Annotated in this window: 26 protein-coding genes; all 26 read left to right on the top strand. The window is 51.2% G+C overall.

What is annotated here, in order from left to right; all coding sequences use genetic code 11:
• The first annotated feature begins 12 nt into the window (after positions 1-12).
• The 26 genes from DFQ01_RS21530 to DFQ01_RS21395 all read left to right on the top strand — a co-directional run bounded on the left by DFQ01_RS21530 (position 13) and on the right by DFQ01_RS21395 (position 21,012).
• Positions 13-546, top strand: coding sequence for a hypothetical protein (locus DFQ01_RS21530; RefSeq protein ID WP_110045978.1), 534 nt, complete (start codon positions 13-15; stop codon positions 544-546).
• Positions 536-2,797, top strand: coding sequence for an AAA family ATPase (locus tag DFQ01_RS21525; protein ID WP_110045977.1), 2,262 nt, complete (start codon positions 536-538; stop codon positions 2,795-2,797). Before DFQ01_RS21530 ends, DFQ01_RS21525 begins: the two co-directional genes overlap by 11 nt.
• 455 nt (positions 2,798-3,252) lie before the next feature.
• Positions 3,253-3,651 carry a RusA family crossover junction endodeoxyribonuclease gene (locus DFQ01_RS21515; protein WP_110045975.1) on the top strand — a complete coding sequence of 133 codons (399 nt, stop codon included), beginning with the start codon at positions 3,253-3,255 and terminating at the stop codon, positions 3,649-3,651.
• A 3-nt stretch (positions 3,652-3,654) separates the two neighbouring features.
• Positions 3,655-3,870 (top strand): hypothetical protein, encoded by a 216-nt coding sequence (locus DFQ01_RS21510; RefSeq protein WP_110045974.1) that lies wholly within the window; start codon positions 3,655-3,657, stop codon positions 3,868-3,870.
• Positions 3,867-4,157 (top strand): hypothetical protein, encoded by a 291-nt coding sequence (locus DFQ01_RS21505; protein WP_110045973.1) that lies wholly within the window; start codon positions 3,867-3,869, stop codon positions 4,155-4,157. Before DFQ01_RS21510 ends, DFQ01_RS21505 begins: the two co-directional genes overlap by 4 nt.
• Positions 4,150-4,752, top strand: a complete 603-nt coding sequence (locus DFQ01_RS21500; protein ID WP_110045972.1) for an RNA polymerase subunit sigma-24 — start codon at positions 4,150-4,152, stop codon at positions 4,750-4,752. Before DFQ01_RS21505 ends, DFQ01_RS21500 begins: the two co-directional genes overlap by 8 nt.
• 380 nt (positions 4,753-5,132) lie before the next feature.
• Entirely contained in the window at positions 5,133-5,390 is a 258-nt protein-coding gene (locus DFQ01_RS21490; protein WP_110045970.1) for a hypothetical protein, read from the top strand.
• Positions 5,391-5,448: 58 nt separating this feature from the next.
• On the top strand, positions 5,449-6,168 hold the full coding sequence (terS, locus tag DFQ01_RS21485; protein WP_110045969.1) for a phage terminase small subunit: 720 nt from the start codon (positions 5,449-5,451) through the stop codon (positions 6,166-6,168).
• Positions 6,161-7,480 carry a terminase large subunit domain-containing protein gene (locus tag DFQ01_RS21480; protein ID WP_110045968.1) on the top strand — a complete coding sequence of 440 codons (1,320 nt, stop codon included), beginning with the start codon at positions 6,161-6,163 and terminating at the stop codon, positions 7,478-7,480. Before terS ends, DFQ01_RS21480 begins: the two co-directional genes overlap by 8 nt.
• A 3-nt stretch (positions 7,481-7,483) precedes the next feature.
• Complete coding sequence (locus tag DFQ01_RS21475; RefSeq protein ID WP_110045967.1) at positions 7,484-8,971, top strand: capsid protein; 1,488 nt, start codon at positions 7,484-7,486, stop codon at positions 8,969-8,971.
• On the top strand, positions 8,968-10,830 hold the full coding sequence (locus tag DFQ01_RS21470) for a phage minor capsid protein (protein ID WP_110045966.1): 1,863 nt from the start codon (positions 8,968-8,970) through the stop codon (positions 10,828-10,830). The genes DFQ01_RS21475 and DFQ01_RS21470 overlap by 4 nt, the downstream gene beginning before the upstream one ends.
• A gap of 12 nt (positions 10,831-10,842) precedes the next feature.
• Positions 10,843-11,052 carry a hypothetical protein gene (locus DFQ01_RS21465; protein WP_110045965.1) on the top strand — a complete coding sequence of 70 codons (210 nt, stop codon included), beginning with the start codon at positions 10,843-10,845 and terminating at the stop codon, positions 11,050-11,052.
• Between the two features lie 175 nt (positions 11,053-11,227).
• Positions 11,228-11,815: a phage scaffolding protein gene (locus DFQ01_RS21460; protein WP_110045964.1), complete on the top strand. Its 588-nt coding sequence runs from the start codon at positions 11,228-11,230 to the stop codon at positions 11,813-11,815.
• Positions 11,816-11,827: 12 nt separating this feature from the next.
• Positions 11,828-12,703, top strand: coding sequence for a capsid protein (locus DFQ01_RS21455; protein ID WP_110045963.1), 876 nt, complete (start codon positions 11,828-11,830; stop codon positions 12,701-12,703).
• 13 nt (positions 12,704-12,716) lie between these two features.
• Positions 12,717-12,977 (top strand): hypothetical protein, encoded by a 261-nt coding sequence (locus DFQ01_RS21450; protein ID WP_110045962.1) that lies wholly within the window; start codon positions 12,717-12,719, stop codon positions 12,975-12,977.
• Positions 12,978-12,981: 4 nt separating this feature from the next.
• Positions 12,982-13,344: a head-tail connector protein gene (locus tag DFQ01_RS21445; protein ID WP_110045961.1), complete on the top strand. Its 363-nt coding sequence runs from the start codon at positions 12,982-12,984 to the stop codon at positions 13,342-13,344.
• Positions 13,341-13,664 carry a hypothetical protein gene (locus DFQ01_RS21440; protein ID WP_245946820.1) on the top strand — a complete coding sequence of 108 codons (324 nt, stop codon included), beginning with the start codon at positions 13,341-13,343 and terminating at the stop codon, positions 13,662-13,664. Before DFQ01_RS21445 ends, DFQ01_RS21440 begins: the two co-directional genes overlap by 4 nt.
• Positions 13,664-14,062: a hypothetical protein gene (locus DFQ01_RS21435; RefSeq protein WP_110045959.1), complete on the top strand. Its 399-nt coding sequence runs from the start codon at positions 13,664-13,666 to the stop codon at positions 14,060-14,062. The genes DFQ01_RS21440 and DFQ01_RS21435 overlap by 1 nt, the downstream gene beginning before the upstream one ends.
• On the top strand, positions 14,059-14,445 hold the full coding sequence (locus DFQ01_RS21430; RefSeq protein WP_110045958.1) for a minor capsid protein: 387 nt from the start codon (positions 14,059-14,061) through the stop codon (positions 14,443-14,445). Before DFQ01_RS21435 ends, DFQ01_RS21430 begins: the two co-directional genes overlap by 4 nt.
• 8 nt (positions 14,446-14,453) lie before the next feature.
• Entirely contained in the window at positions 14,454-14,894 is a 441-nt protein-coding gene (locus DFQ01_RS21425; RefSeq protein ID WP_110045957.1) for a phage tail tube protein, read from the top strand.
• Between the two features lie 16 nt (positions 14,895-14,910).
• Positions 14,911-15,219, top strand: coding sequence for a hypothetical protein (locus tag DFQ01_RS21420; RefSeq protein ID WP_110045956.1), 309 nt, complete (start codon positions 14,911-14,913; stop codon positions 15,217-15,219).
• Positions 15,191-15,568 (top strand): Gp15 family bacteriophage protein, encoded by a 378-nt coding sequence (locus tag DFQ01_RS21415; RefSeq protein WP_110045955.1) that lies wholly within the window; start codon positions 15,191-15,193, stop codon positions 15,566-15,568. The genes DFQ01_RS21420 and DFQ01_RS21415 overlap by 29 nt, the downstream gene beginning before the upstream one ends.
• Entirely contained in the window at positions 15,569-18,118 is a 2,550-nt protein-coding gene (locus tag DFQ01_RS21410; protein ID WP_110045954.1) for a phage tail protein, read from the top strand. It abuts the gene before it with no gap.
• A 1-nt stretch (position 18,119) separates the two neighbouring features.
• A complete protein-coding gene (locus DFQ01_RS21405; protein WP_110045953.1) occupies positions 18,120-18,479 on the top strand; it encodes a DUF6711 family protein in 360 nt (119 codons plus the stop codon).
• 4 nt (positions 18,480-18,483) lie between these two features.
• Positions 18,484-20,394, top strand: a complete 1,911-nt coding sequence (locus DFQ01_RS21400) for a hypothetical protein (protein WP_110045952.1) — start codon at positions 18,484-18,486, stop codon at positions 20,392-20,394.
• Between the two features lie 39 nt (positions 20,395-20,433).
• Entirely contained in the window at positions 20,434-21,012 is a 579-nt protein-coding gene (locus DFQ01_RS21395; protein WP_110045951.1) for a hypothetical protein, read from the top strand.
• Positions 21,013-21,022 lie beyond the last annotated feature (10 nt).

Below are 21,022 nucleotides of genomic sequence, written 5' to 3'. Positions count from 1 at the left end.
GGGAGGGTTAATATGCGAGTTTATTTTGGGGACTGTGGTAATTGCTCCAAGAAAAAAGTCAATGTTGTTTCCATTTTCAGAACTGCATTTATTCCAGGTGTTAAGATGACGAGTCCGCATGAACTTATAGAAGTCTGCGAGGAATGCCTTTCGGCTATTTTGTACGCAACTGAAGATACACCAATGAATAGAGTGAGTGATGAACAAAAGAAGTTGATGATACAGTATGCAGATTATGATGGTGACGTAACAATTACACGCGATGAATTGTATGCGATTATAAGCGAAATTGAATCCCTTCAACGCGACAAAGCAGCTTTAGAAGAGAAACTATCCAACTGCCTCGTACTGGCAGAGGATTTAACACTTGAAAAGGAAGCTTTGATCGAGGTATTGGAGTGGTACGGATCAGAGTATGCCTATCAATCAGCGCCAATAGAGGACGGTTACGGATGGGACCAACCTGAAGTGATTGACGACAAGGGTGAACGTGCTCGCACTATCCTCTCCCGTATGAAAGGAGAAATGCAAGGATATGGAGCATAAAATTGATCTGATCGCGCTACTGACCTACGTTGACCCGGCGTATCTGAGCTATCAGGAATGGGTCAACGTAGGCATGGCATTGAAGTATGAAGGTTACACGGCCAGCGAATGGGACGACTGGAGCAAGCGTGACAGCGGACGCTACCGGCCAGGCGAATGCTTCAAGAAGTGGACAACCTTCGAGGGTTCAGGCAAACCGGTTACGGGCGCCACGATCACACAGATGGCCAAAGATAATGGCTGGCTGCCGCGTTCATCGGACCGCGAGGACCACGAGCTAGGATGGGAAGATGAGATTGCCAGCGATTACGTCATCGTCGACAAGAACTGGATCGAGGGCAAGGAGATCCACGAACCGAAAGACTGGAACCCGTTGCAGCAGATCACGACTTACCTTCAGACGTTGTTCGAGGCTAGCGAGAATGTTGGCTATGTCACAGATACATGGCAAAACGATGATGGCAAATATCTACCCACGAAGGGAGCTTATGACCGGACGGCTGGCGAACTGATTGAACTACTGCACAAGGGTAGCGGTGATATTGGTGAGGTGTTCGGTGATTATGACCCAGCTGCAGGTGCTTGGATTCGATTCAACCCGCTAGACGGCAAGGGCGTCAAGAATGAGAACGTGACCGAATTTCGCTATGCACTTGTTGAGTCTGACACGATGGAGATCGAGAAGCAGAATGCCATTATGCGTGAACTCGAGCTGCCGATCGCTGTCATGGTGTACAGCGGTGGTAAGAGCCTGCATGCCATCGTGCGGGTTGAGGCGGCTAATTACGATGAGTACCGCAAGCGCGTCGACTACCTATATAACGTCTGTAAGCGGAATGGCCTGAACATTGATAACCAGAACCGGAACCCATCCAGGCTATCCCGCATGCCGGGCATCGAGCGGAACGGGAAGAAGCAATTCATTGTTGATACGAATCTTGGTAAGAGCAGCTGGGCAGAGTGGCACGAATGGATCGAAGGTGTTAACGACGATCTACCGGATCCAGAGAGCCTAGAGAACTCGTGGGACAACATGCCGCAGTTAGCACCTCCATTGATTCACGGCGTACTGCGGCAAGGTCATAAACTATTGCTTGCAGGACCCTCAAAAGCTGGCAAGTCCTTCTCATTAATTGAGTTAAGTATAGCTATTGCAGAAGGGATTAAGTGGTTATCGTGGCAATGCGCACAGGGACGTGTCCTTTACGTCAACCTGGAACTTGATTCGGCTAGCTGTTTGCACCGCTTCCGTGACGTGTATACGGCGTTTGGGCTACCGCCTCGGAACATAGGCAATATCGACATCTGGAACCTGCGTGGTAAATCGGTACCGATGGACAAGTTGGCTCCGAAGCTGATCCGGCGTGCTGCTAAGAAGAATTATATTGCCGTCATCGTCGACCCGATCTATAAGGTCCTGACTGGTGATGAGAACAGCGCGGACCAGATGGCACACTTTACTAACCAGTTCGATAAAATTGCGACGGAGCTCGGCGCCAGCGTCATCTATTGCCATCACCACTCAAAGGGTGCACAAGGCGGCAAGAAGTCGATGGACCGGGCCAGCGGAAGCGGCGTATTCGCTCGGGATCCGGATGCGCTGATCGACCTCGTAGAACTGGATATAACTGAAGCGCTGCTGAAGCAAGAAGAGAACAAGGCGATTTGTGCGGTCTACAAGCGGTTTTTCCAGCAATACAATCCCGAATACCTGCGGAATTCTGTTTCACAAGATGACCTGCTGAGCGCGAAAGAGATGGAGGAACACTCCCGGCGGGCCATCTATAACACGGAGCAGGCTGCAGCGCATGCGGAGATACAACGCGTGCTGGAAGCCGTACGTGGCCGCTCCGCATGGCGTGTAGAGGGTACGCTGCGGGAGTATGCGAAATTCAAGCCGGTTAACATGTGGTTCGACTATCCGGTGCATCGGATTGATGAGGTGGGCAGTCTGAAGGACATTGATCCGGAAGGAGAATCATCCCAGCCCCCTTGGAAGAAAGCCACAGACAAGCGAAAAGGCAAGGCTGATAAGGAACGCAGAAGTAAGGCGGAGGAGTTCGAAGATGTCGTTGATAACTGTAATTTCGGCGAGCCTCCAACGGTAAAGGATATCATTGAGTGGTATGCTTCCACCGGAAAAGAAGTCGCTGAACGAACGGTTAGAGACTGGGTGAAAAAGTTTGGATATATGATCGACAAGAATAATGGCAATGTCATTGTCAAAGTTGATAGTGATGACAATGATTAATGCACCAGGGGGGACGTGCGTGAAACGAAGTGGGTGGACGAAGCAAATAACCTTAGACCTTCACGACGAGGTATATGGTGAGGACCGTAGGGTATACGACATTCATGGCGGTCTAAAACGCAGTGCTGCCATATGCGAAGCAATCAACAGAATACGGGAAGATCACAGCACACGAATGTATAAAGTCGTTCGCATCAGAGCGAAAAACTTGTAACGACTATTGCGGCGGTGATCATATTTTTATGGTCATCGCCGCACGGCATATAACTTACGTATAATGGTCACCGCTGTCCGGCGATTTAACGGCGGAAATAAGGTGCGTCATGGTGCCCGCCGCCGGGAAGCGGCAACCATTATATATAAATATATATAGGGATAGGGAGTGGCGTGTCGCAAGCGCCACTCCCCCTCCCCCTAATATTTATCCGCGCAACTAGAAGGGTGGATGCCTGAGAATGACAATCGAATTCTTCATGCCGATGAAGAAGGTACCGACGATCACGCATCAGCAGAAGCAAGTATCGGTCGTCGACGGAAAGCCAGTATTTTACGAGCCTGCTGAGCTGAAGGCAGCTCGATCGAAGTTAATGGCGCACCTGGGCCAGCATGTACCGGGGCGTAAATATACAGGCGCTATAAGGCTCATGGTGAAGTGGTGCTTTCCGGTGAAAGGCAAGCATTGCAATGGTGAGTGGAAGACGACGAAGCCGGACACCGATAACCTGCAGAAGTTGCTAAAGGATTGCATGACGGATTGCGGCTACTGGAAAGACGATGCTCTAGTCGCTAGTGAGATCGTGGAGAAGTTCTGGGCGGACATGCCGGGCATATATATCCGGATCGAGGAGCTGTAGCCGATGGATTATAACGCATTCTTCAAGGATGTGATCGATTGGATCGGACAAGTCAATAAGATGGCCATGCAGCACGGGATGGGGAACCCAAGTTTCTGGGCATGGGTGACGGAGTCGACAAGCGCGCTTAGTCAGAAGTACCAGGATCACCGCATCGCAGTCAAGCAGATGGTGATGCTGATTGAATGGCTTGAAGAAGTTTACGAGAAAGGCAGATGAGCAATATGGACGCTAAAAGACTAGAAATTGCGCGGAACTACAACACGGTGATTGGTGATTTGGTAGTTGAAGAATGTCTGCAGCACATCGACCAGCAGCAAGCCGAAATAGAACGTCTCAACAGGGCGTATACACTGCTCGTCGGTTCATTGCAATGGTATGGTTCGCACCAAATATATCGTTCAGATTCGCTGCATCCAAGTGAAATTATGCAGGACGAAGGTAAGTTTGCTTGTGACGCTTTAGGAGAGGCGCAACGCATAAAGGACGGTGAAACGCATGGATGAGACAACGGTAATCGAGCAACTGAGCAATTATAAACGCATCATAGCCCGCATCAAAGTACTCGAAAACTACTCGGTCGGAGCAGGTATAACGGTTAGCCGACTAAACCAAGACGATCAGCTGATGGAGCTGCACCGCAGGTTGCGCGGCATGCCGTCATACATGTACCTATCGAAACGAGAGCAGGAGCTGGAGACAGCAGCGCATGCTTACCTGGATAAATATCCGTCCGGCATTCGGGCGCAGCTTAGAGCGGTACCTGCGGGCGCCAGTGACGCGGATGATGACAAGGCGCTGCGGGATCTGCGGGCTAAGATAGAGAAGGTCATTGAGGCGCGAACAGGCAGCAAGGATGGCTATGAGGCTGTTGTCGAGCGACTGAGTGAGTTGCAGGACCTACAGGCGCAGCGTGATCAGATCGATGCAGCACTCGAGGCGCTGGAAAGTTATGAACCGGATTATGCGAAGTTGCTGCGTGCACACTACATTGACGGGCGACCTTGGAATGAGTCAGCGCGGGAATTGAATGTCTCACGAGATGTTTTTTACCGCTGGCGTAAGAAAGCAGTGAGTGAGTACGAAAAAATTGCGAAATAAATGCGAATAGAATGCGAACACAGGGCATGTCAACCCATGGTATTATGCTAGTATGAAATATTTGTATATGAGCCAAGGTCGTCCAATCGGACGGCCTTTTTGCATGTAAAGGAGGCACCAGCATGACGCCGGAAGCCTATAAGAAATATCAGATCGAACGCGAGGAGCCAACACCGCCAGTGCACTGCAAGGGCTGTATATGGGGCCGCTGGACTGGCTCAAAGCAAGTATGCAGTGTGCCGCGGTGCTTCAAGGGAAAAACCCAAGCGTTTAGGAATTTGAGTCGGGTCGGTGGCACACCTACGCAAAAGGCACAAGATTCGTCAAAAAGGCTGTTCCCATAAAGCTATATGCATTACAATGTTCACGAGGTGATTCCGATGGACGAGATAAGATATTCTTCTATCTTGAAAATTTGTGCAATTACAGGATCAGAAATATCGCAAATCGAAGAGATGACAATGCATATGTCTGTTTCGGAAATTGATGCACTTGGAGATTTTGCGTGTGCGGGAATACGTTTTGAAGATTGCATGAAATCGGCGAAAATAGCGAGAAATGAAGAGGATTTATCCAGAATGGTGAATCTACTATTGTCGGCATCGACATCAACCGATGAGCTAAATCAAGCACCTTAACCGGTGCTTTTTATTTTTCCGCAAAACAACACAATACCGGAGGTGGTGAGCGTGAAGCATGGCAGAGACGCATAAGCTGGCTGAGCTGGACTATCAAGCAGGCTTGAAATACAAGGAGATTGCCGAGAAGTATGGCGTTACCCTGAACACGGTTAAGAGCTGGAAGCAGCGGCACGGCTGGGAGCGAAACAAGGGTGCACCCTCTGACAAAGGTATGCACACAAAACGCGGGGGTGCACCAAAAGGGAATAAGAATGCCGTCGGCAACAACGGAGGGGCACCAGCGCGCAACAGCAACGCCGTAACGCACGGGCTGTTCCAGAAGTATCTGCCGGCTGAATCGCTGGAGATCATGGAGCAGCTGCAGGAGCGCAACCCTATCGACATCGTTTGGGACAACATCATGATCCAGTACACGGCCATCATTCGGGCGCAGCAGATTATGTTCGTCAAGGACCGCGATGATAAGACGATCGAGCGGATCGAAGAGAAGAGCGGCAATGTATTTGGTGAGAAGTGGGAGGTTCAGCAGGCTTGGGACAAGCAGGCGACCTTCTTGCAGGCGCAGAGCCGGGCCATGGCGACGCTTCAGAGTCTGATCAAGCAATATGACGAGCTGCTGAAGACAGATCTTGCGACAGAGGAGCAGAAAGCCCGCATCGAGGTGCTGAAGGCTAAGGTGCCGAACAAGGACGGCGTAGACCCGAACGCTCAGATTACCGCTCTTGCCGATCTGATCAACAACCCAGCGCCGGAAAGGGTGCTGACCGATGATTGAGTATGCACCGCTTACGGCGAAGCAGGCGGCGTATATCGCACGCAGCAAGGACTCATGGCTGAACGTTGCAGAAGGTGGTAAGCGTGCAGGTAAGAACATCATCAACCTAATCGCCTACGCTATGTGCTTAGAGGTGCATCCCGACAAGCTTCATCTAGTAGCCGGAGTGAGCCTCGGTGCGGCCAAGATGAACGCGATTGACTCGAACGGCTTCGGCTTGCAGCATCTATTCGAGGGCCGCTGCCGTGAAGGTGAGTACAAGAACCGCGATGCGCTTTACATCCAGACAGCTACAGGTGAGAAGGTCGTCATCATAGCCGGAGGCGGTAAGGCGAACGACGCGGCGAGGATCAAGGGTAACAGCTACGGTACGGTGTATATCACCGAGGTGAACGAGTGTCACCAGTCATTCGTACAGGAGGCGTTCGACCGGACGCTCGCCAGCTCTAAGCGGCAGCTGTTCTTCGACCTCAACCCGAAGCCTCCTTCACACTGGTTCTATCGCGATGTACTCGACTATCAGGACGAGCTGCTGAAGCGTGGAGAGAACCCGGGGTACAATTACGCTCACTTTACCGTTATGGGTAATCTGAGCATCCCAGACGATCGCTTACGGGCTGTGCTTGCGACGTATGACAAGGGCAGTCTATGGTATCAAGCCGACATCCAAGGCAAGAGAACCGCAGCGACAGGGCGCATCTACACGGGCTACACAAGCAAGGATGTCATCGTAACGCGTGCTGATATCAAGGACTACCGCTTTATGGAGTTCTCGATAGGCATCGATATTGGTGGTACGGATGCGACCGTCGCCACGTTGACGGGCATGACGGCCAAGTACGAGAACGTCGTGCTGCTGGATGGCTACTACCACAAGCAGGGTAAGGAAAGCGGATATACGCATGATCGGTATGCAAAGGAAATCGTGAATAAGATAGTCGAGTGGTCGGAGACTTATCCGGCATTTTTGTCGTGTGCTCATATCTTCGCGGAGTCAGCCGATAAGCTATTTCGGCAGGCGCTGGCGAACGAGTTGCGGCGCCGCGGTATCAACCTTCAAGTCGTAGCTGCCTACAAGAAAGAGGGCATCGTCGATCGCATCCGACTGACGAACATCTTGATCAATCAAGGGCGGTATAAGGTCATGCACCACCTGAAACAGTGGACTGAGGCGCTGGAGAATGCGACGTGGGACGAGAAGGAGCGCCAGGCGGGCGAATGGGTGCGGACGGATGACGGCAGCTATCCGGTAGACTGCTTGGACAGCTCCGAGTATGCGGTGCAGCCATTCAAACGCAGATTGGAGGTATAGAGAGTGGGGTGGTTTAAAAACATGGTCATGAAGATGCTGCGGATCAATCCAGCGGTGGAGAATCGAGTCATTACGATTACAGAGCCATTCAGCTACGGGACGAACGTGCTGCGTAATCGGCTATGGTATCGTGGCGATCCGTCTGAGCTGGACCAGTTTCACAAGCAAGCAGCAGCCGATGCTGTTAGTCGGTCGCGCTTCTGGGCAGCGGTACCGAGCGCGGATCTAGGCATTCGTAAGATCCATACCGGATTACCTGCGTTAATCGCGGACAAGCTGTCTGACATTGTCATTGCTGATATGGATAGCATTGAGCTGCAGACGGAGGCCGTGAATGTGACGTGGGAAGAGATCGCCGAGGATAACGATTTCCCCGAGCTGCTGGGCGGGGCCATTACGGATGCGCTAGTAGCAGGCGACGGAGCTTTCAAGCTGACCGTCGATACAGCCATTACGCCGTATCCGATCATAGAGTTCTACAGCGGTGACCAGGTTGAGTATAAGCGGCAGCGCGGCAGACTGCAGGAGGTCGTCTTCTACACAGACTATCGGCAGCGTGATAAGGATTACCGACTCGTCGAGACGTTTGGGCGTGGATACATCAAGTATCAGCTGCTGGACGCCTACGGCAAGGAAGTGCCGCTCACTATGGTACCGGAAACGGCAGAACTGGCCGATGTGACGTATAGCGGTGACTGGATTATGGCCTTACCGCTTATGTTCTTCAAGTCGCCGAAGTGGAAAGGCCGCGGCAAGTCGATATTCGAGGGCAAGGCAGACAGCTTCGATGCGCTGGATGAGGTTGTAAGCCAATGGCTCGACGCGATCCGGTCCGGTAGGGTACAGAAGTACATTCCGGAGGATCTGATACCGCGTAACCCTGATACCGGGGCGACGATGCGGCCCAATCCGTTCGATAATCAGTTCATAAAAGTTGGATCGACACTCGCCGAGGATGCTAAGAGCCAAATCAGTATGATTCAGCCGCAAATTCTATACGAAGCGTTCGTCGAATCGTATGCTAGCGCGCTGGACATGTGCCTACAGGGCATTGTCTCACCTGCCACGCTGGGCATCGATCTGAAGAAGACAGACAACGCCGAGGCGCAACGCGAGAAGGAGAAGGCGACGCTGTATACTCGTGGCAAGCTGGTCGAGCGATTGAACGAGGTTATCCCGCAGGTCGTTGCCACGGCTCTGATGGTCTTTGATACGCTAAACGGTCGCGCAGCTGGACTGTATGAGCCATCCGTCAAGTTCGGAGAGTACGCCTCGCCGTCGTTTGACAGTGTGGTGGAGACGGTTGGTAAAGCGCGGACGTTCGGTGTGATGTCGATTGAGCGAGCTGTCGAAGAGATGTATGGCGACACCTGGACCGATGAAGAGAAGGCCGAAGAGGTCGCACGGTTGAAAGCGGAGAGCAGCGGCATGCTTACAGATGAGCCTGGCACACGGGATGATCCACCGGACGACGAGTTGGATGACGAATGAAGAAGAAGCGCTTTGACCTTCGTTCCATATTCGGACAGATGGAAACCGATCTGATAAAGTCCATGAAGCGTAACCTAACTGCTCATGAGGATGAGGAGAAGAAGGAAGGCTTCGAGTGGACGCAGTGGCAGGCGCGCAAGTTAGCGGCCATTAAGGAGTATCGCAAGCGAAACCGCAAGATCGTCGACGAAGCTATGCCTGACGTCAAGGATACTGTCGAACGTACGTTGTGGGGGTCATTCAAGCGCGGAGCCAAGAGCGTGGGTGATGCTGCTAACCGTATTTGGAATCGATTCGGATTCGGTAAGCGTGAAAACACGCCTCGGCCAGTACCGCGTGAGGACAATGACGACAACTTCTTCAAGTTGAATCACCGACGTGTTGATGCACTGACTGACTCGATTAACGGAGATATGGATAATGCCAAGCACGCTATGCTACGGAAAATGGATGATGTGTATCGGCAGACCATATATAAGGCACAGCTATACCATAACAGCGGTGCGTTATCGTTGAATCAGGCAATAGACATGGCAACGAAGGACTTTCTCGATAAAGGTATCGATTGCATCACGTATAAGGATGGCCGCAAGGTTAACATCGCTTCATATGCAGAGATGGCGCTGCGGGCAGCGGCGCAGCGAGCGACATTCGCAGGCGAGGGTGCTAGGCGGCAGGAGATAGGTGTCCGTACTGTCGTCGTATCAGCGCATAGTAACTGCTCACCGCTTTGCTTACCGTGGCAAGGTAAGGTGTACATCGACGACGTATATAGCGGTGGAACGGCAGCAGACGGTGATTATCCATTGCTCAGTACGGCCATGGCGGGCGGTTTATTCCATCCGCATTGCCGGCATAACATGGCGACATTCTTTCCAGGTGTCAGCAAGCTTCCGCAGCCGGTCGATGATGCGAAAGCCTTGGCGAACTATAAGGCTGAACAAAAGCAACGTTATATGGAGCGTCAGATTCGGAAATACAATCGCCGAGAGGCAGGCTCGACCGATCCTAACAATCAGGCAGCAGCTGCAGCCAAGGTAAAAGAGTGGAAAGGACGCCTGAAGACGCATCTAGCTGAGAATGATCATCTGAAACGCGACAGCAAGCGTGAGAAGACCCAATTACCACCTCTGACCACAAAGGATCTAATCAGAGAAAAGGCGTCAAGTGATGCTAAGCAACTAGAGAGGTATAAACAAGTACTTGGTGATCGAGCTCCTGCATCTCTGGCAGAATTCCAGCGCATTAAGTATAATGAAAGTGAGCGTTGGAATCAGTACAAAGGCGATTATCGCAAGCTGAACGCATACGAGCAAGTCGTTGCGCGGGAGCCGCAGATTACGAGCGACCTTCAGGCTATATCAGAATCTACTGGTATGGATATGGTGGGTCTTGAATACAGGCTTAAGGGTAAGGATTCCTATCTGCGCAAGGTTAACTCGGATAGTAAGAATAGCGGGGATATGGCGATCATTAATGACACGCTTTCCAACATGAATGATGTCATCAGGTATACGTACCAGGCGGATGGTGATAAACTGGTCGGCCATTATGAAGCTGTGGTAGCTGAAATGGAAGCGAAGGGCTACACACGCCATAAGCTCAAAAATACGTGGGACGATAAGCGTAACCCTTATCGCGGCGTAAACGCGGTATTCGTTAGTCCTGAGGGACAGAAATTCGAAGTGCAATTTCATACCCCTGAAAGCTTTGAGCTTAAGAATGGACGGATGCATGAAATATACGAGGAATACAGACTCGACAGTACATCAACTGAACGGCGAGCTGAGCTAACGAAGGAGATGTTCTCATTGTCTTCGGGCCTGAAGAAGCCGAAAGATATCGATAAGATTAAGTAAGGAGGTAAGGGCATGCCGGAAGATTTCTATTTTGTATATGGATATACAGGTGATTCTGCATCTCGATTGTATCGATATGTAGGGGGCAACTTCGAACGTTTCGATTCGGAGAACGCTGCATGGCAGCCTGATCCTGAGCAATGCCGTATATTTGTCGGTGAGGATCTTGAATATGAAGAAATCACCGAGGAACAAGCGAACAGCATAAAGGTTCTATCCTAAAGAGCACTCACGCATATCGCGAGGGTGCTTTTGTTTTGCCTAAAATCCCAAACGCTTGTGAATTTCTAGGCCCTGGCTGAGACTGCTAGGGCCTATTGCTCGTTGGCCGGAGCATAGCGGCCTACTCCCTGTAGCTGGAGAGCAGCTATAAAAATCTATGGAGGCTGATGGATAAATGGATTGGTTGAAAGCAATTTTGAAAGCGGCAGGGCTGGACGACGCCAAGATTGATTCTATTATCGGCGATACCGGCAAGGAGCTGCCGAAGCATTTTGTACCTAAGTCGCAGTATAACGAAGCTGTTGAGGCCAAGAAGAAGGCTGAGAAGGATGTCACGGAGCGTGACGCTCAGCTCGAGACGTTGAAGAAGAGCGCGGGCGATGCTACCGAGTTGCAGGCTAAGATTGCGCAACTCCAAGCAGATAATACGGCCGCAGCAGAGAAGCACGCCAACGAGCTGAAGGAGCTTACGCTGACGAATGCAATCAAAGGTGCACTCACAGGCAAGGTACACGATGAAGGCCTTGTTGCAGGGCTGTTCGATCGGTCGAAGCTCGTCGTCGATGGTGAGAAGATTGTCGGACTGGACGAGCAGCTTAAGGGATTGCAGGAGTCGAAGGCATTCTTGTTCAAACCTGAAGGTGGCAATGGCGGTGGCAACGGAGGACCTGGCTTCCGTGTTGGCGGTTCTGGTGGCGGTAACGGGGGTCAAGCAGCCAATGATCAGTTGGCGGCAATCTTCGGCGTCACACAACAAAAATAGGAGTGATAATCAATGCCTTACAATTACGTAGAATCTTTTCTAACAATATTGTCTCAAAAATACGCACAGGAGCTTACTTCGGCAGCGCTCACGACGGCGAACGCACAATTCGTTGGCACGAAAACAGTCAAGATTCCACGCTTGGACGTGGCTGGTTATAAGGATCACAGCCGCAACGGTGGTTGGAATCGTCAAGCGATCGCCAACGACTTCGAGCTGAAGGTGCTGCAACATGACCGCGATGTCGAGTTCTTCGTCGATGCGATGGATGTCGATGAAACGAATCAGATCCTTTCTGCGGCAAACGTGACTAACACGTTTGAGGAGGAACAGGCGATTCCGGAGTTGGACAAATACCGGTACTCGAAGCTGTATTCCGAGGTCGAGGACCTTGGGGGCACGATCAACACGGTTGTACCTTCTCTCTCCAATGTGCTGAGCATCTTTGATGACATGATGGAGGCAATGGACGAGGCTGGTGTGCCGCAGAGCGGCCGTATTATGTACGTGACACCGACAATGAAGAAGCTTTTAAAGCAAGCGGACAAAGTGCAGCGGACAATCGAAGTTACGGGCAACAATGGAGTGGTAGACCGTGCTGTACGCAGTCTTGACGACGTTACGCTGGTCATGGTCCCATCGGATCGCCTGAAGTCGTCGTTCGACTTTACTAGCGGCGCGGTACCGGGTGTAGGCGCGAAGCAGATCAACATGATTCTGGTACACCCGTCCGCAGTCCTCGCACCTGTGAAGCACAGTGTTATCTATCTGTGGGAACCAGGCTCGCATACGGGCGGCGACGGCTACCTGTATCAAAACCGTCGTTACACGGACCTGTTCTTGCTTGAACGTAAGCTGGCAGGCGTACAAATTAACGCACAAGCGTAAGGAGGAATGACCTATGCTATACGCAATCAAAGGAAACAAGCAGCTTAAGATTGACGAGGCAGACAAAGCAGGCTATCTGAAACTTGGTTACGACATCGCGGAGGAGCAAGGCGGCGCGCTGGAGACGATCGAGACGTCCCCGTCCAAGACGGTGACGTATGCCGAGCATAAGAAGGCACTGGATCGTAATGAGGAACTGGAAGAGCAGTTGGCGAGCATGAAGACAAAACTGACCGAAGCGAACAAAAAGCTGAAAGAAGCAACAGGCGGGTGATCATATGGCCTATGCAACCGCTGATGATTACACGCTCTACGGCAACGGTAGCATCCCAGCAGATATGCTTGAGCGTGAACTGCAGCGTGCTTCCGATCAAGTAGACAGCCTAACCTATAACCGAATTGTGGCGTGTGGTGTTGATAACCTCACGCCTTTTCAGCGTGCGAATGTGGCTAAGGCCATTTGCCAGCAAGCCGACTTCATGTTCCAGTACGGCAATTACCTGAACACGCCGCTTACAGGCTATAGCGCTGGCAGCGTATCGCTGTCATTCAAGGCAGTTGAGGGTGCTGGGGGCATTCAGACCACTGAAGCTGTCACGGGGCTGCTACGGGCTACAGGGCTGGCGAACAGGAGGCTATGATGAAGCTGCCGTTTCCACGTTGGATATTAAAGACTCCTGTTCAGGTATATCAAACTGAATTGTCTGAGGACGGGGAGCCTGTCGAGGAGTTAATCTTCGATGGGCTCGCTTGCTATGAGGACAAATCGCGGCAGGTCATGGACGCTAAACGACAGCTGGTGCAGGTCTCCGGCAAGCTTATCTTTGAGGGTGACATTAACCCAGACAAGATGATCGAGGGATATGTCCGTATCGGTCCAGATCGCAAGACGATCAATCGTGCTGCTCGCCCACGTAACCCGGACGGCTCCGTATTCTCGACTGAGCTGGAGCTGAGCTGATGGGCAAAGTGAAGGCACGAACGAAGATGAACAAGAAGGCGCTTCGGACTATTTCAGAATCAGCGGTCGAAGCACTTGAGAAGACGCTGCAAGGATCGAGAGACAGCATCCTTGGCGACATCATGACAGCAGAGGTCGTACCGAAGCAGACAGGTGAACTAGAGCGCAGCGCATTTGTCGATGAGTCGCAGGCCAAGAAAGGGCAGGTATCGGTTGTCTACGATACGCCTTATGCCCGCCGTCTCTATTGGCATCCAGAATACAACTTCCGTCGTGACAAGAACCGCAATGCCCAGGGCATGTGGCTTGAGGAATGGGCGCAGGGTGGCAAGGAGAACATCGTCAAACGCGTGTTTACGAAGATTTGGAAGAAGCTTACGGGAGGGATCATCAAATGAGGCTAGCTGAGGTTCGCGACTGGTTGAAGACGAAGGTCGATTGCCCGAGCTGGTATATTGGCAAGCTCGACGGCAAGAAGCCGGAGTGTATCGGTCTCTATGGCCTTCCTGGCGGCTCTCCTAACATTGCGATCGGCGGGCTTCCCAATACGTCATATACATCCAAGCTTGTATCCATTTTGGTCCACTGGGGCCGTAACGCGGATACAGCTGAACGCAAGGCGCAGGAGGTATATGACGCACTGTTCGGCCAGCAGCCGACGATCGGCGATAAACGCGTGATTATGTTCAAGATGAGTACACCAGAACCCGTCAACGTCGGCACAGATGACGAAGGGATCTACGAGTACGTAATCGAGATGACTATATTTTATGAGAGGTGACAAGCCATATGACTGGAGTATATCCGGTTCACAATAACAAGTTTAAGATTGGCACGGCTGGTCGCGCATCGACGGTGGCTGAAATGGTTGTCGTGAAGGACCTGGAGACATTCTCGCCGTCGATCGATGCAAATACCGAAGAATGGACACCAATGGACCAAGGCGGTTGGGTTCGCCGTGCTGTAACCGGTAAGGGCTTGACGTTCAGCTTCTCGGGCAAGCGTAACTATGGCGATCCCGGCAACGATTATATTGGCGGTTTGCTGATCGGTACAGGCCAAGAAGTCGAATCGAAGTTCGAGTGGGAACTGCCGAACGGAGATAAGCTCACCATGGATTGTGTTATCAACCTAACGACGCCAGCAGGTGGCGACTCGACGAATATCGATAATCTGGAATTTGAAGTATTATCGGACGGGCTGCCGGTCTATACGCCGGCTGCACCATAAGGAGGCTTACGTATAAATGACACTGATTAATATTACGGACAAGTTGAGTACGGCGCGGCCACAAATCCAGATTGGCGATAAGCATTATGACGTGAATGACTCACTTGAGTCAGTCTTCAAGTTTGAAGAACTTGCGGCAGAAGGATCGACTAAAAAAGTATTGGAATCCATTACTGCAGCGCTGGGCGAGGAAGCTATTGAGGAAATCGGTGTAAAAAAGATGTCGGTTGCAAACCTGAAGGTACTTACGACGGCGGTCATGGCTGCTATGCAAGGGCTGACATACGAGGAAGCAGATGCCCGATTTCAACGGGCAGGTCAGTAGTAGCGGTGAACGCTGGTACGATCTGCATGATGACTGGCCGCTAATAGAAGCGAGTATTGCCAAACAATACGGTATTCGCGTACGACAACACAAAGACATGCCCTGGGACGAGTTCTGTACGCTCGTATCAGGGCTTATGTCGGATACGCCGTTAGGTGGCATTGTAGCGATACGGGCTGAGAAGGACCCGAAAGCAATTAAGGCCTTTAGCCCCGATCAACGGCGAATTCACCGTGAATGGAGAACCAAGCAGGCGCAGCAAAAGCTATCTGACCCAGAGAGGTTGGATAAAGACATGGAGGCGCTTAGTACGCTATTCCGGAAGATGTTCGGAAAGGAGGCGAGGTAGATGTCAGCAGGCAGCGCAGGCAGGATAGACTTAGACTTGGGTCTAAATTTCGATATGTTTCGCAACCAGCTGAATGGTATTGCCAATATAGCGAATAACATGGTTGGCGGTGCTTTTAAGCGGCTAGGTGCCTTAGCGGGCGCGGCGTTTGCGGTAGATAAGATCGTTAGTTTCGGGCGCGAGGCCATCAACCTCGCCTCCGATCTAAACGAGGTTCAGAACGTTGTTGATGTAACGTTTGGCAACATGGCGGCAGATATTAACGCCTGGTCGAAGGAAGCTCTCACAGGGTTTGGCCTCTCGGAGTTATCAGCAAAGCGATATGCTTCAACACTCGGCGCTATGATGAAGAGCTCCGGTCTTGCTGGTAGCCAGATGGAGCAGATGTCGAAGAAGTTGACCGAGTTATCCGCTGATATGGCGTCATTCTATAACCTGAGTAATGACGATGCATTCGAGAAGATACGAAGCGGTATTGCTGGCGAGACGGAGCCGCTAATGGCGCTAGGTATCAATATGAACGTCGCGAATATGGAAGCCTATGCACTCTCCCAAGGTATCACCAAGAGCTGGCAGTCCATGAGTCAGGCTGAGCAGACGCTACTGCGGTACAATTACCTGCTTAATGCCAGCAAGGACGCACAAGGCGACTTTGCACGGACGAGCAATGGTTGGGCCAACCAAACGCGGCTTCTCAATGAACAATGGAAAATCTTCCAAGGTACTATGGGGCAAGGCTTTATTAATGTGCTGACTCCTGTTATCGGTTGGATTAACAAGCTAATCCGATACCTGCAGGTTGGGGCTGAGTACTTCAAGGCATTTACCGAAGTCATCTTCGGCAGTGCAGGCCAAACCAGCAGCCAAGTGACGGCAACCTCAGACGCTGCTGCTGGGGCTGTCAGCGGTATGGGCGACGCCTCCACTGATGCAGCCAATGACGTGAAGAAAGCCAGCAAGACCATCAAGGGCGCGTTGGGTGGCTTCGATCAGCTCAATACGATTTCTCAGGGTACTGCAGACGCTATGGATGACGTTGCAGCTGGTGCGGCTTTGGCTGGTACTAGTGCTGGCGTTGATCTTGGTAGCCTTGGGTCGCTTACGCCTGACATTGAGCTTGACCCGGTAAAGGCAAAGGTGCAAGGTTTTGTCAACAACGTCAAAGGCATGTTCGGCGGTTTAGACGGCTCGTTCAAAGGGATTGGACAGACAATCGTATCTACGTTCGGTCCGTCACTCACCCAAGCATGGGCACAGATCGAGCCACAACTAGGGAATTGGAAAGCAGCATTCGGAAAGACTTTTACGGATATCGTAGCGCTTGGTGCACCGCTGAAAAATTGGTTTACGACGGGCGTTGTACCGCTGTGGCAGAAAGAGATTACGGTACTGGGCACCATTGTAGCTGGACTACTAGATTCCATGCTAAATGTGTTCACTGGGCTAGAGACAGCGGCAATGCCGGTCTTGACTTGGTTCGTTACAGATGGCCTTCCAATTCTGTCGGAGTTCCTATCTGGTGCGATGGATATCTACCTAAGCCTATTCGATGGTGTCAAACTCATATTTGATGATCTTTGGTCCGGTGCAGTTGAGCCGGGCCTTTTATTATTCTCTGACAGGATCGTCGATACGTTAAACATCGTCAAGGATTTCTGGTATTCCTGGGGAGATAAGATCCTGAGCGGAGTTAAGAATGCTTTGGATGGCATCAAGGGCTTATGGTCAAATCTGTGGGACAAGTTCCTGCAGCCGTTCATTTCGAATATGCTCGAAAACATGTCGTGGCTCTGGGAGAAACACTTGAAAGGGCTGTATCAGGAGATAGCTACGTTTGTCGGCAAGCTCACAACGGCAGCTCTTGATATTTTCAACAAATTCATTGTGCCGGTAACCAATTATTTAATAGATGTGCTTGGTCCAACGTTCTCTAACATCTTCAGTCTAATTGGCGATGTTATCGGGTCGGTGCTTGGAGTCATCATTGACGTAGCAGCTGGTATTATTAAATCCCTGGGTGGCATTGTCGACTTTATTGCCGGCGTATTTACTGGAGACTGGAAGCGCGCTTGGAACGGCATACAGAGCTTTAATGAAGGCATTGCAGATTCTATTGTCGGTGTCTTCAAGGGAGCAGTTAATCTTATTATCGATGCTTTTAACTTCATGATTCGGCAGCTCAATACCGTCAGCATCGACATGCCAGACTGGGTCCCTGGAATAGGTGGCCAATCCTTCGGCATCAACATCCCGACTATCCCTAAGCTAGCAAAAGGCGGTCTTGCTTACGGTCCAACGCTGGCTATGGTCGGTGATAACAAAGGAGCTTCTGTGGATCCGGAAGTTGTTTCACCGTTGTCTAAGCTGCAGGAGATGCTTGGCGGCACCAATCAGGTTGTTGTCGATACCCTGATGCTGATTCTTGACGCAATCAAGTCCAGCGATAAAAGCGCAGTGCTGCAGATCGGCGAAACGCAATTCGGGCGAGTGGCCGCCCGAGCAATCAATAGCGCACAGCGGCAATCGAGACAGCCGTTACTGGAGGTGTGATATGGAGCTTAAGATTGACGGGCAAGTGATCGCGTCCTATCCGTCACAGTTCACGGTGACCACGATGGACCTTGACGATGGTGACTCGACTACACGGACCGCTGACGGCACGCTCACACGGGACAGGGTGGCTGTTAAGCGCCAGATTGAAATGCAGTGGGGTGTAATTAAATGGTCTATTATGTCGGCGCTGCTGCAGTCCATGAGCGGCGTTTTCTTCGACTTCACCTACCCAGACCCGATGACCGGCCAGTACGAGACCAAGACCTTTTATGTTGGCAACCGCCCGGCACCTGTGGCTGTGTCCAAGGGCGGCGAGATCCTGTGGTCAGGTCTTAAAGTAACATTGACGGAGCGGTGATTGCATGTATCCAATATCTACACTATACGCGGATCTGCTACGCCGCCCAGATCGTGAGTTCATCCTTAAGGTTGAAGCAGGCGATGACATCTACGATAACCGGGATGTCGTCGAGTTCGAAATTGAAAACAGTTTGACGCTAGGCGAGGAGTTTGAGCTGGGGACGGCAGTCATGTCCAAACTGACGATTAAGCTGCGGCTTAAGGGAACAGTTCCTGCTAACGCCCGCATCGCCCCATTCGTGGCGCTCAGCACGTCTCGCATTACCTGGAAGGACGGCATATACCCATGGGAGGATATGAACCTGCCGTGGGAAGGTGGGATGACCGAATGGCTACCACTGGGTGAGTTTTACGTTGACTCCCGGCAGATGAACAACAAAGTCTGGACACTCGTTTGCTACGACAAGCTCGTATGGTCCGATGTCGCGTATGTCTCCTCACTCACGTATCCAACGACACAGCAGGCCGTTTGGGACGAGATATGCGATCGGCTTGGCTATGCCTACGACAGCAGCGTGGTCATTAATCCATCTTATGTGATGGAGGTAGCGCCAACCGGCTACAGCATGCGCCAGGTAATGAGTTACATCGCGGCTGCTAACGTGGCATGCGTATTTGTCGGTAAAGACGGACTAATCAAGTTCAAACGCTTCAGTGCCGCGGCAGCTCCTGTTAGCGATATGGGCGTATCTGACTATATCCGCGTTAAGCAGACCAACCCGCTGAAGACGTACACCCGCATTGTGGCGACGTACGATGACGAGGAGGGGCTGTCCTATGAGGCAGGCGAAGGCAGCGAGGGGCAGACCTTGTACGTCGACCTGCCGTTTGCTACGCAGGCCATTGTTGACGACCTGCACGCCGCGCTGAATGGGTTCTCTTATGTGCCCATCGACATGGACGCTAGAGGCTTCCCGCATTTTGAACATGGCGATGTGATCGGCTTCCAGCAATATGAAGGTAATGCGTGGGAAGAGATGATAACGAGCTGGGACGGCGCGCTGCTGCCATGGAATGGGCTTGTCGGCTATCAGACGATCGTACTGCACCAGGTGATGAGCTACAAGGGCGGGCTGAAGATGCGTATCGAGGCGCCGGCCAAGTCAGAGCAAGCATCCGAGTTTAGTATCGATGGATCGCTGACACAGCAGGTGAATAAGCTCAACCAGACGGCAGTCAAGCAAGGCAAGCCGTACTTCGGTGTGACGATTACTAAGGAAGAAGGCATTGTCACAGAGCGCAGCGATCATGCGTCCAAGCTGATCATCAACAGTGACGTGCTGCTCGACTGGTACGTCGGCGGAAGCCGTAAGCTCTATTATGATGACACTGAAGATGCTATTAAGTTCAGTGGCACGATCGAGGCGTCTGTCATTACGGGTGGCGAGATAAACGGCACCACGATTACTGGTGGCGTGATAAATGGTACGGCCATCAACGGCGGCAAGATCACCGGCGCTCTGATACAGACGTCAGCAGCATATCCGCGTTCAGAAATGAGTGTCGATGGGAACTATTTCGGGGCGTTTGGGTCAGAATCAGAGAACATTCGAGTGACATCGTATTATACAGGTAGAAATAGACCTGTGTTGTCATTCACGAATAATGGGTACACTGTGACGCTTGATCATTCATCCCCGGGATTTTTTGATATTACTGCACAAGAGATATCGCTTGATGCGAACGTTGCTATTCCGTTCGGCCAGACGTTGTATATAACCTCGTGGGATAAGATTATTACGAACGAATCCAATTTATTAAGTGAGCTGAACAGTAAAGCTAATATAGGTTCAGTTACGACTGCTGCAGGGGCACATAACCATGGTATACCTAACGGTACAGTATTATTGACAGCCGATGGAGGCACAGTAACATTTATTGCTGCATCAAGTCACTCCCACTATCAGTCATAATATGGTATAATCTTTGAAAATTTTATGGGAGTGAATATTGTGCGCAAATATATTATCGGATTTATCATCGGTATAATCGCTGCAAGTGCGGTACCAGTGTACGGAGCAGTATCTACATTGGTCGGTAAAAAGGTCGAAGGTGAAATTCCGGTATCCTACAATAGCAAGCAGATCGGCAATGGTATAATAATAGACGGCCGTAGTTATTTACCCGTTAGGTCTGTGTCTGATGCTGTCGGTTTAAATCTAAACGTTAGTAAGGAGGGCGTGCAGTTGTCGACCGCGACAATCCCAACTGATCCATTTGACGCCATCCAGGACAAAAAGAATGAGCTAATGGTTGTGGACGGGAAACGGATTATTGCTGTTAGAGAACGAGATCAATTAAAGAATTCACTTGAGCAGCCGAATAAAGAGTATGAACGTGCGAAACAGTTTCTAGCCAGCATCACTGAAGAAGATCCACATTATCAAAAGACAGTTGAAGGCATCGCTTACTATGAACAACTTGATGCAGATAACCGCGCTCGCCTTGCTGAACTTGAAACTGAAATTGCCGAATACGACGTTCAGATCGCAGCGCTAGAGGCTGAGCTTGCAGAGCTAGAAAGTAAATAACGATAACGTA

The sequence above is a fragment of the Paenibacillus cellulosilyticus genome, assembly GCF_003182255.1.
Classification (GTDB): domain Bacteria; phylum Bacillota; class Bacilli; order Paenibacillales; family Paenibacillaceae; genus Paenibacillus_T; species Paenibacillus_T cellulosilyticus.
Note: the sequence above shows the minus strand (reverse complement) of the source record. Positions and strands in the feature narration are given on the sequence as shown.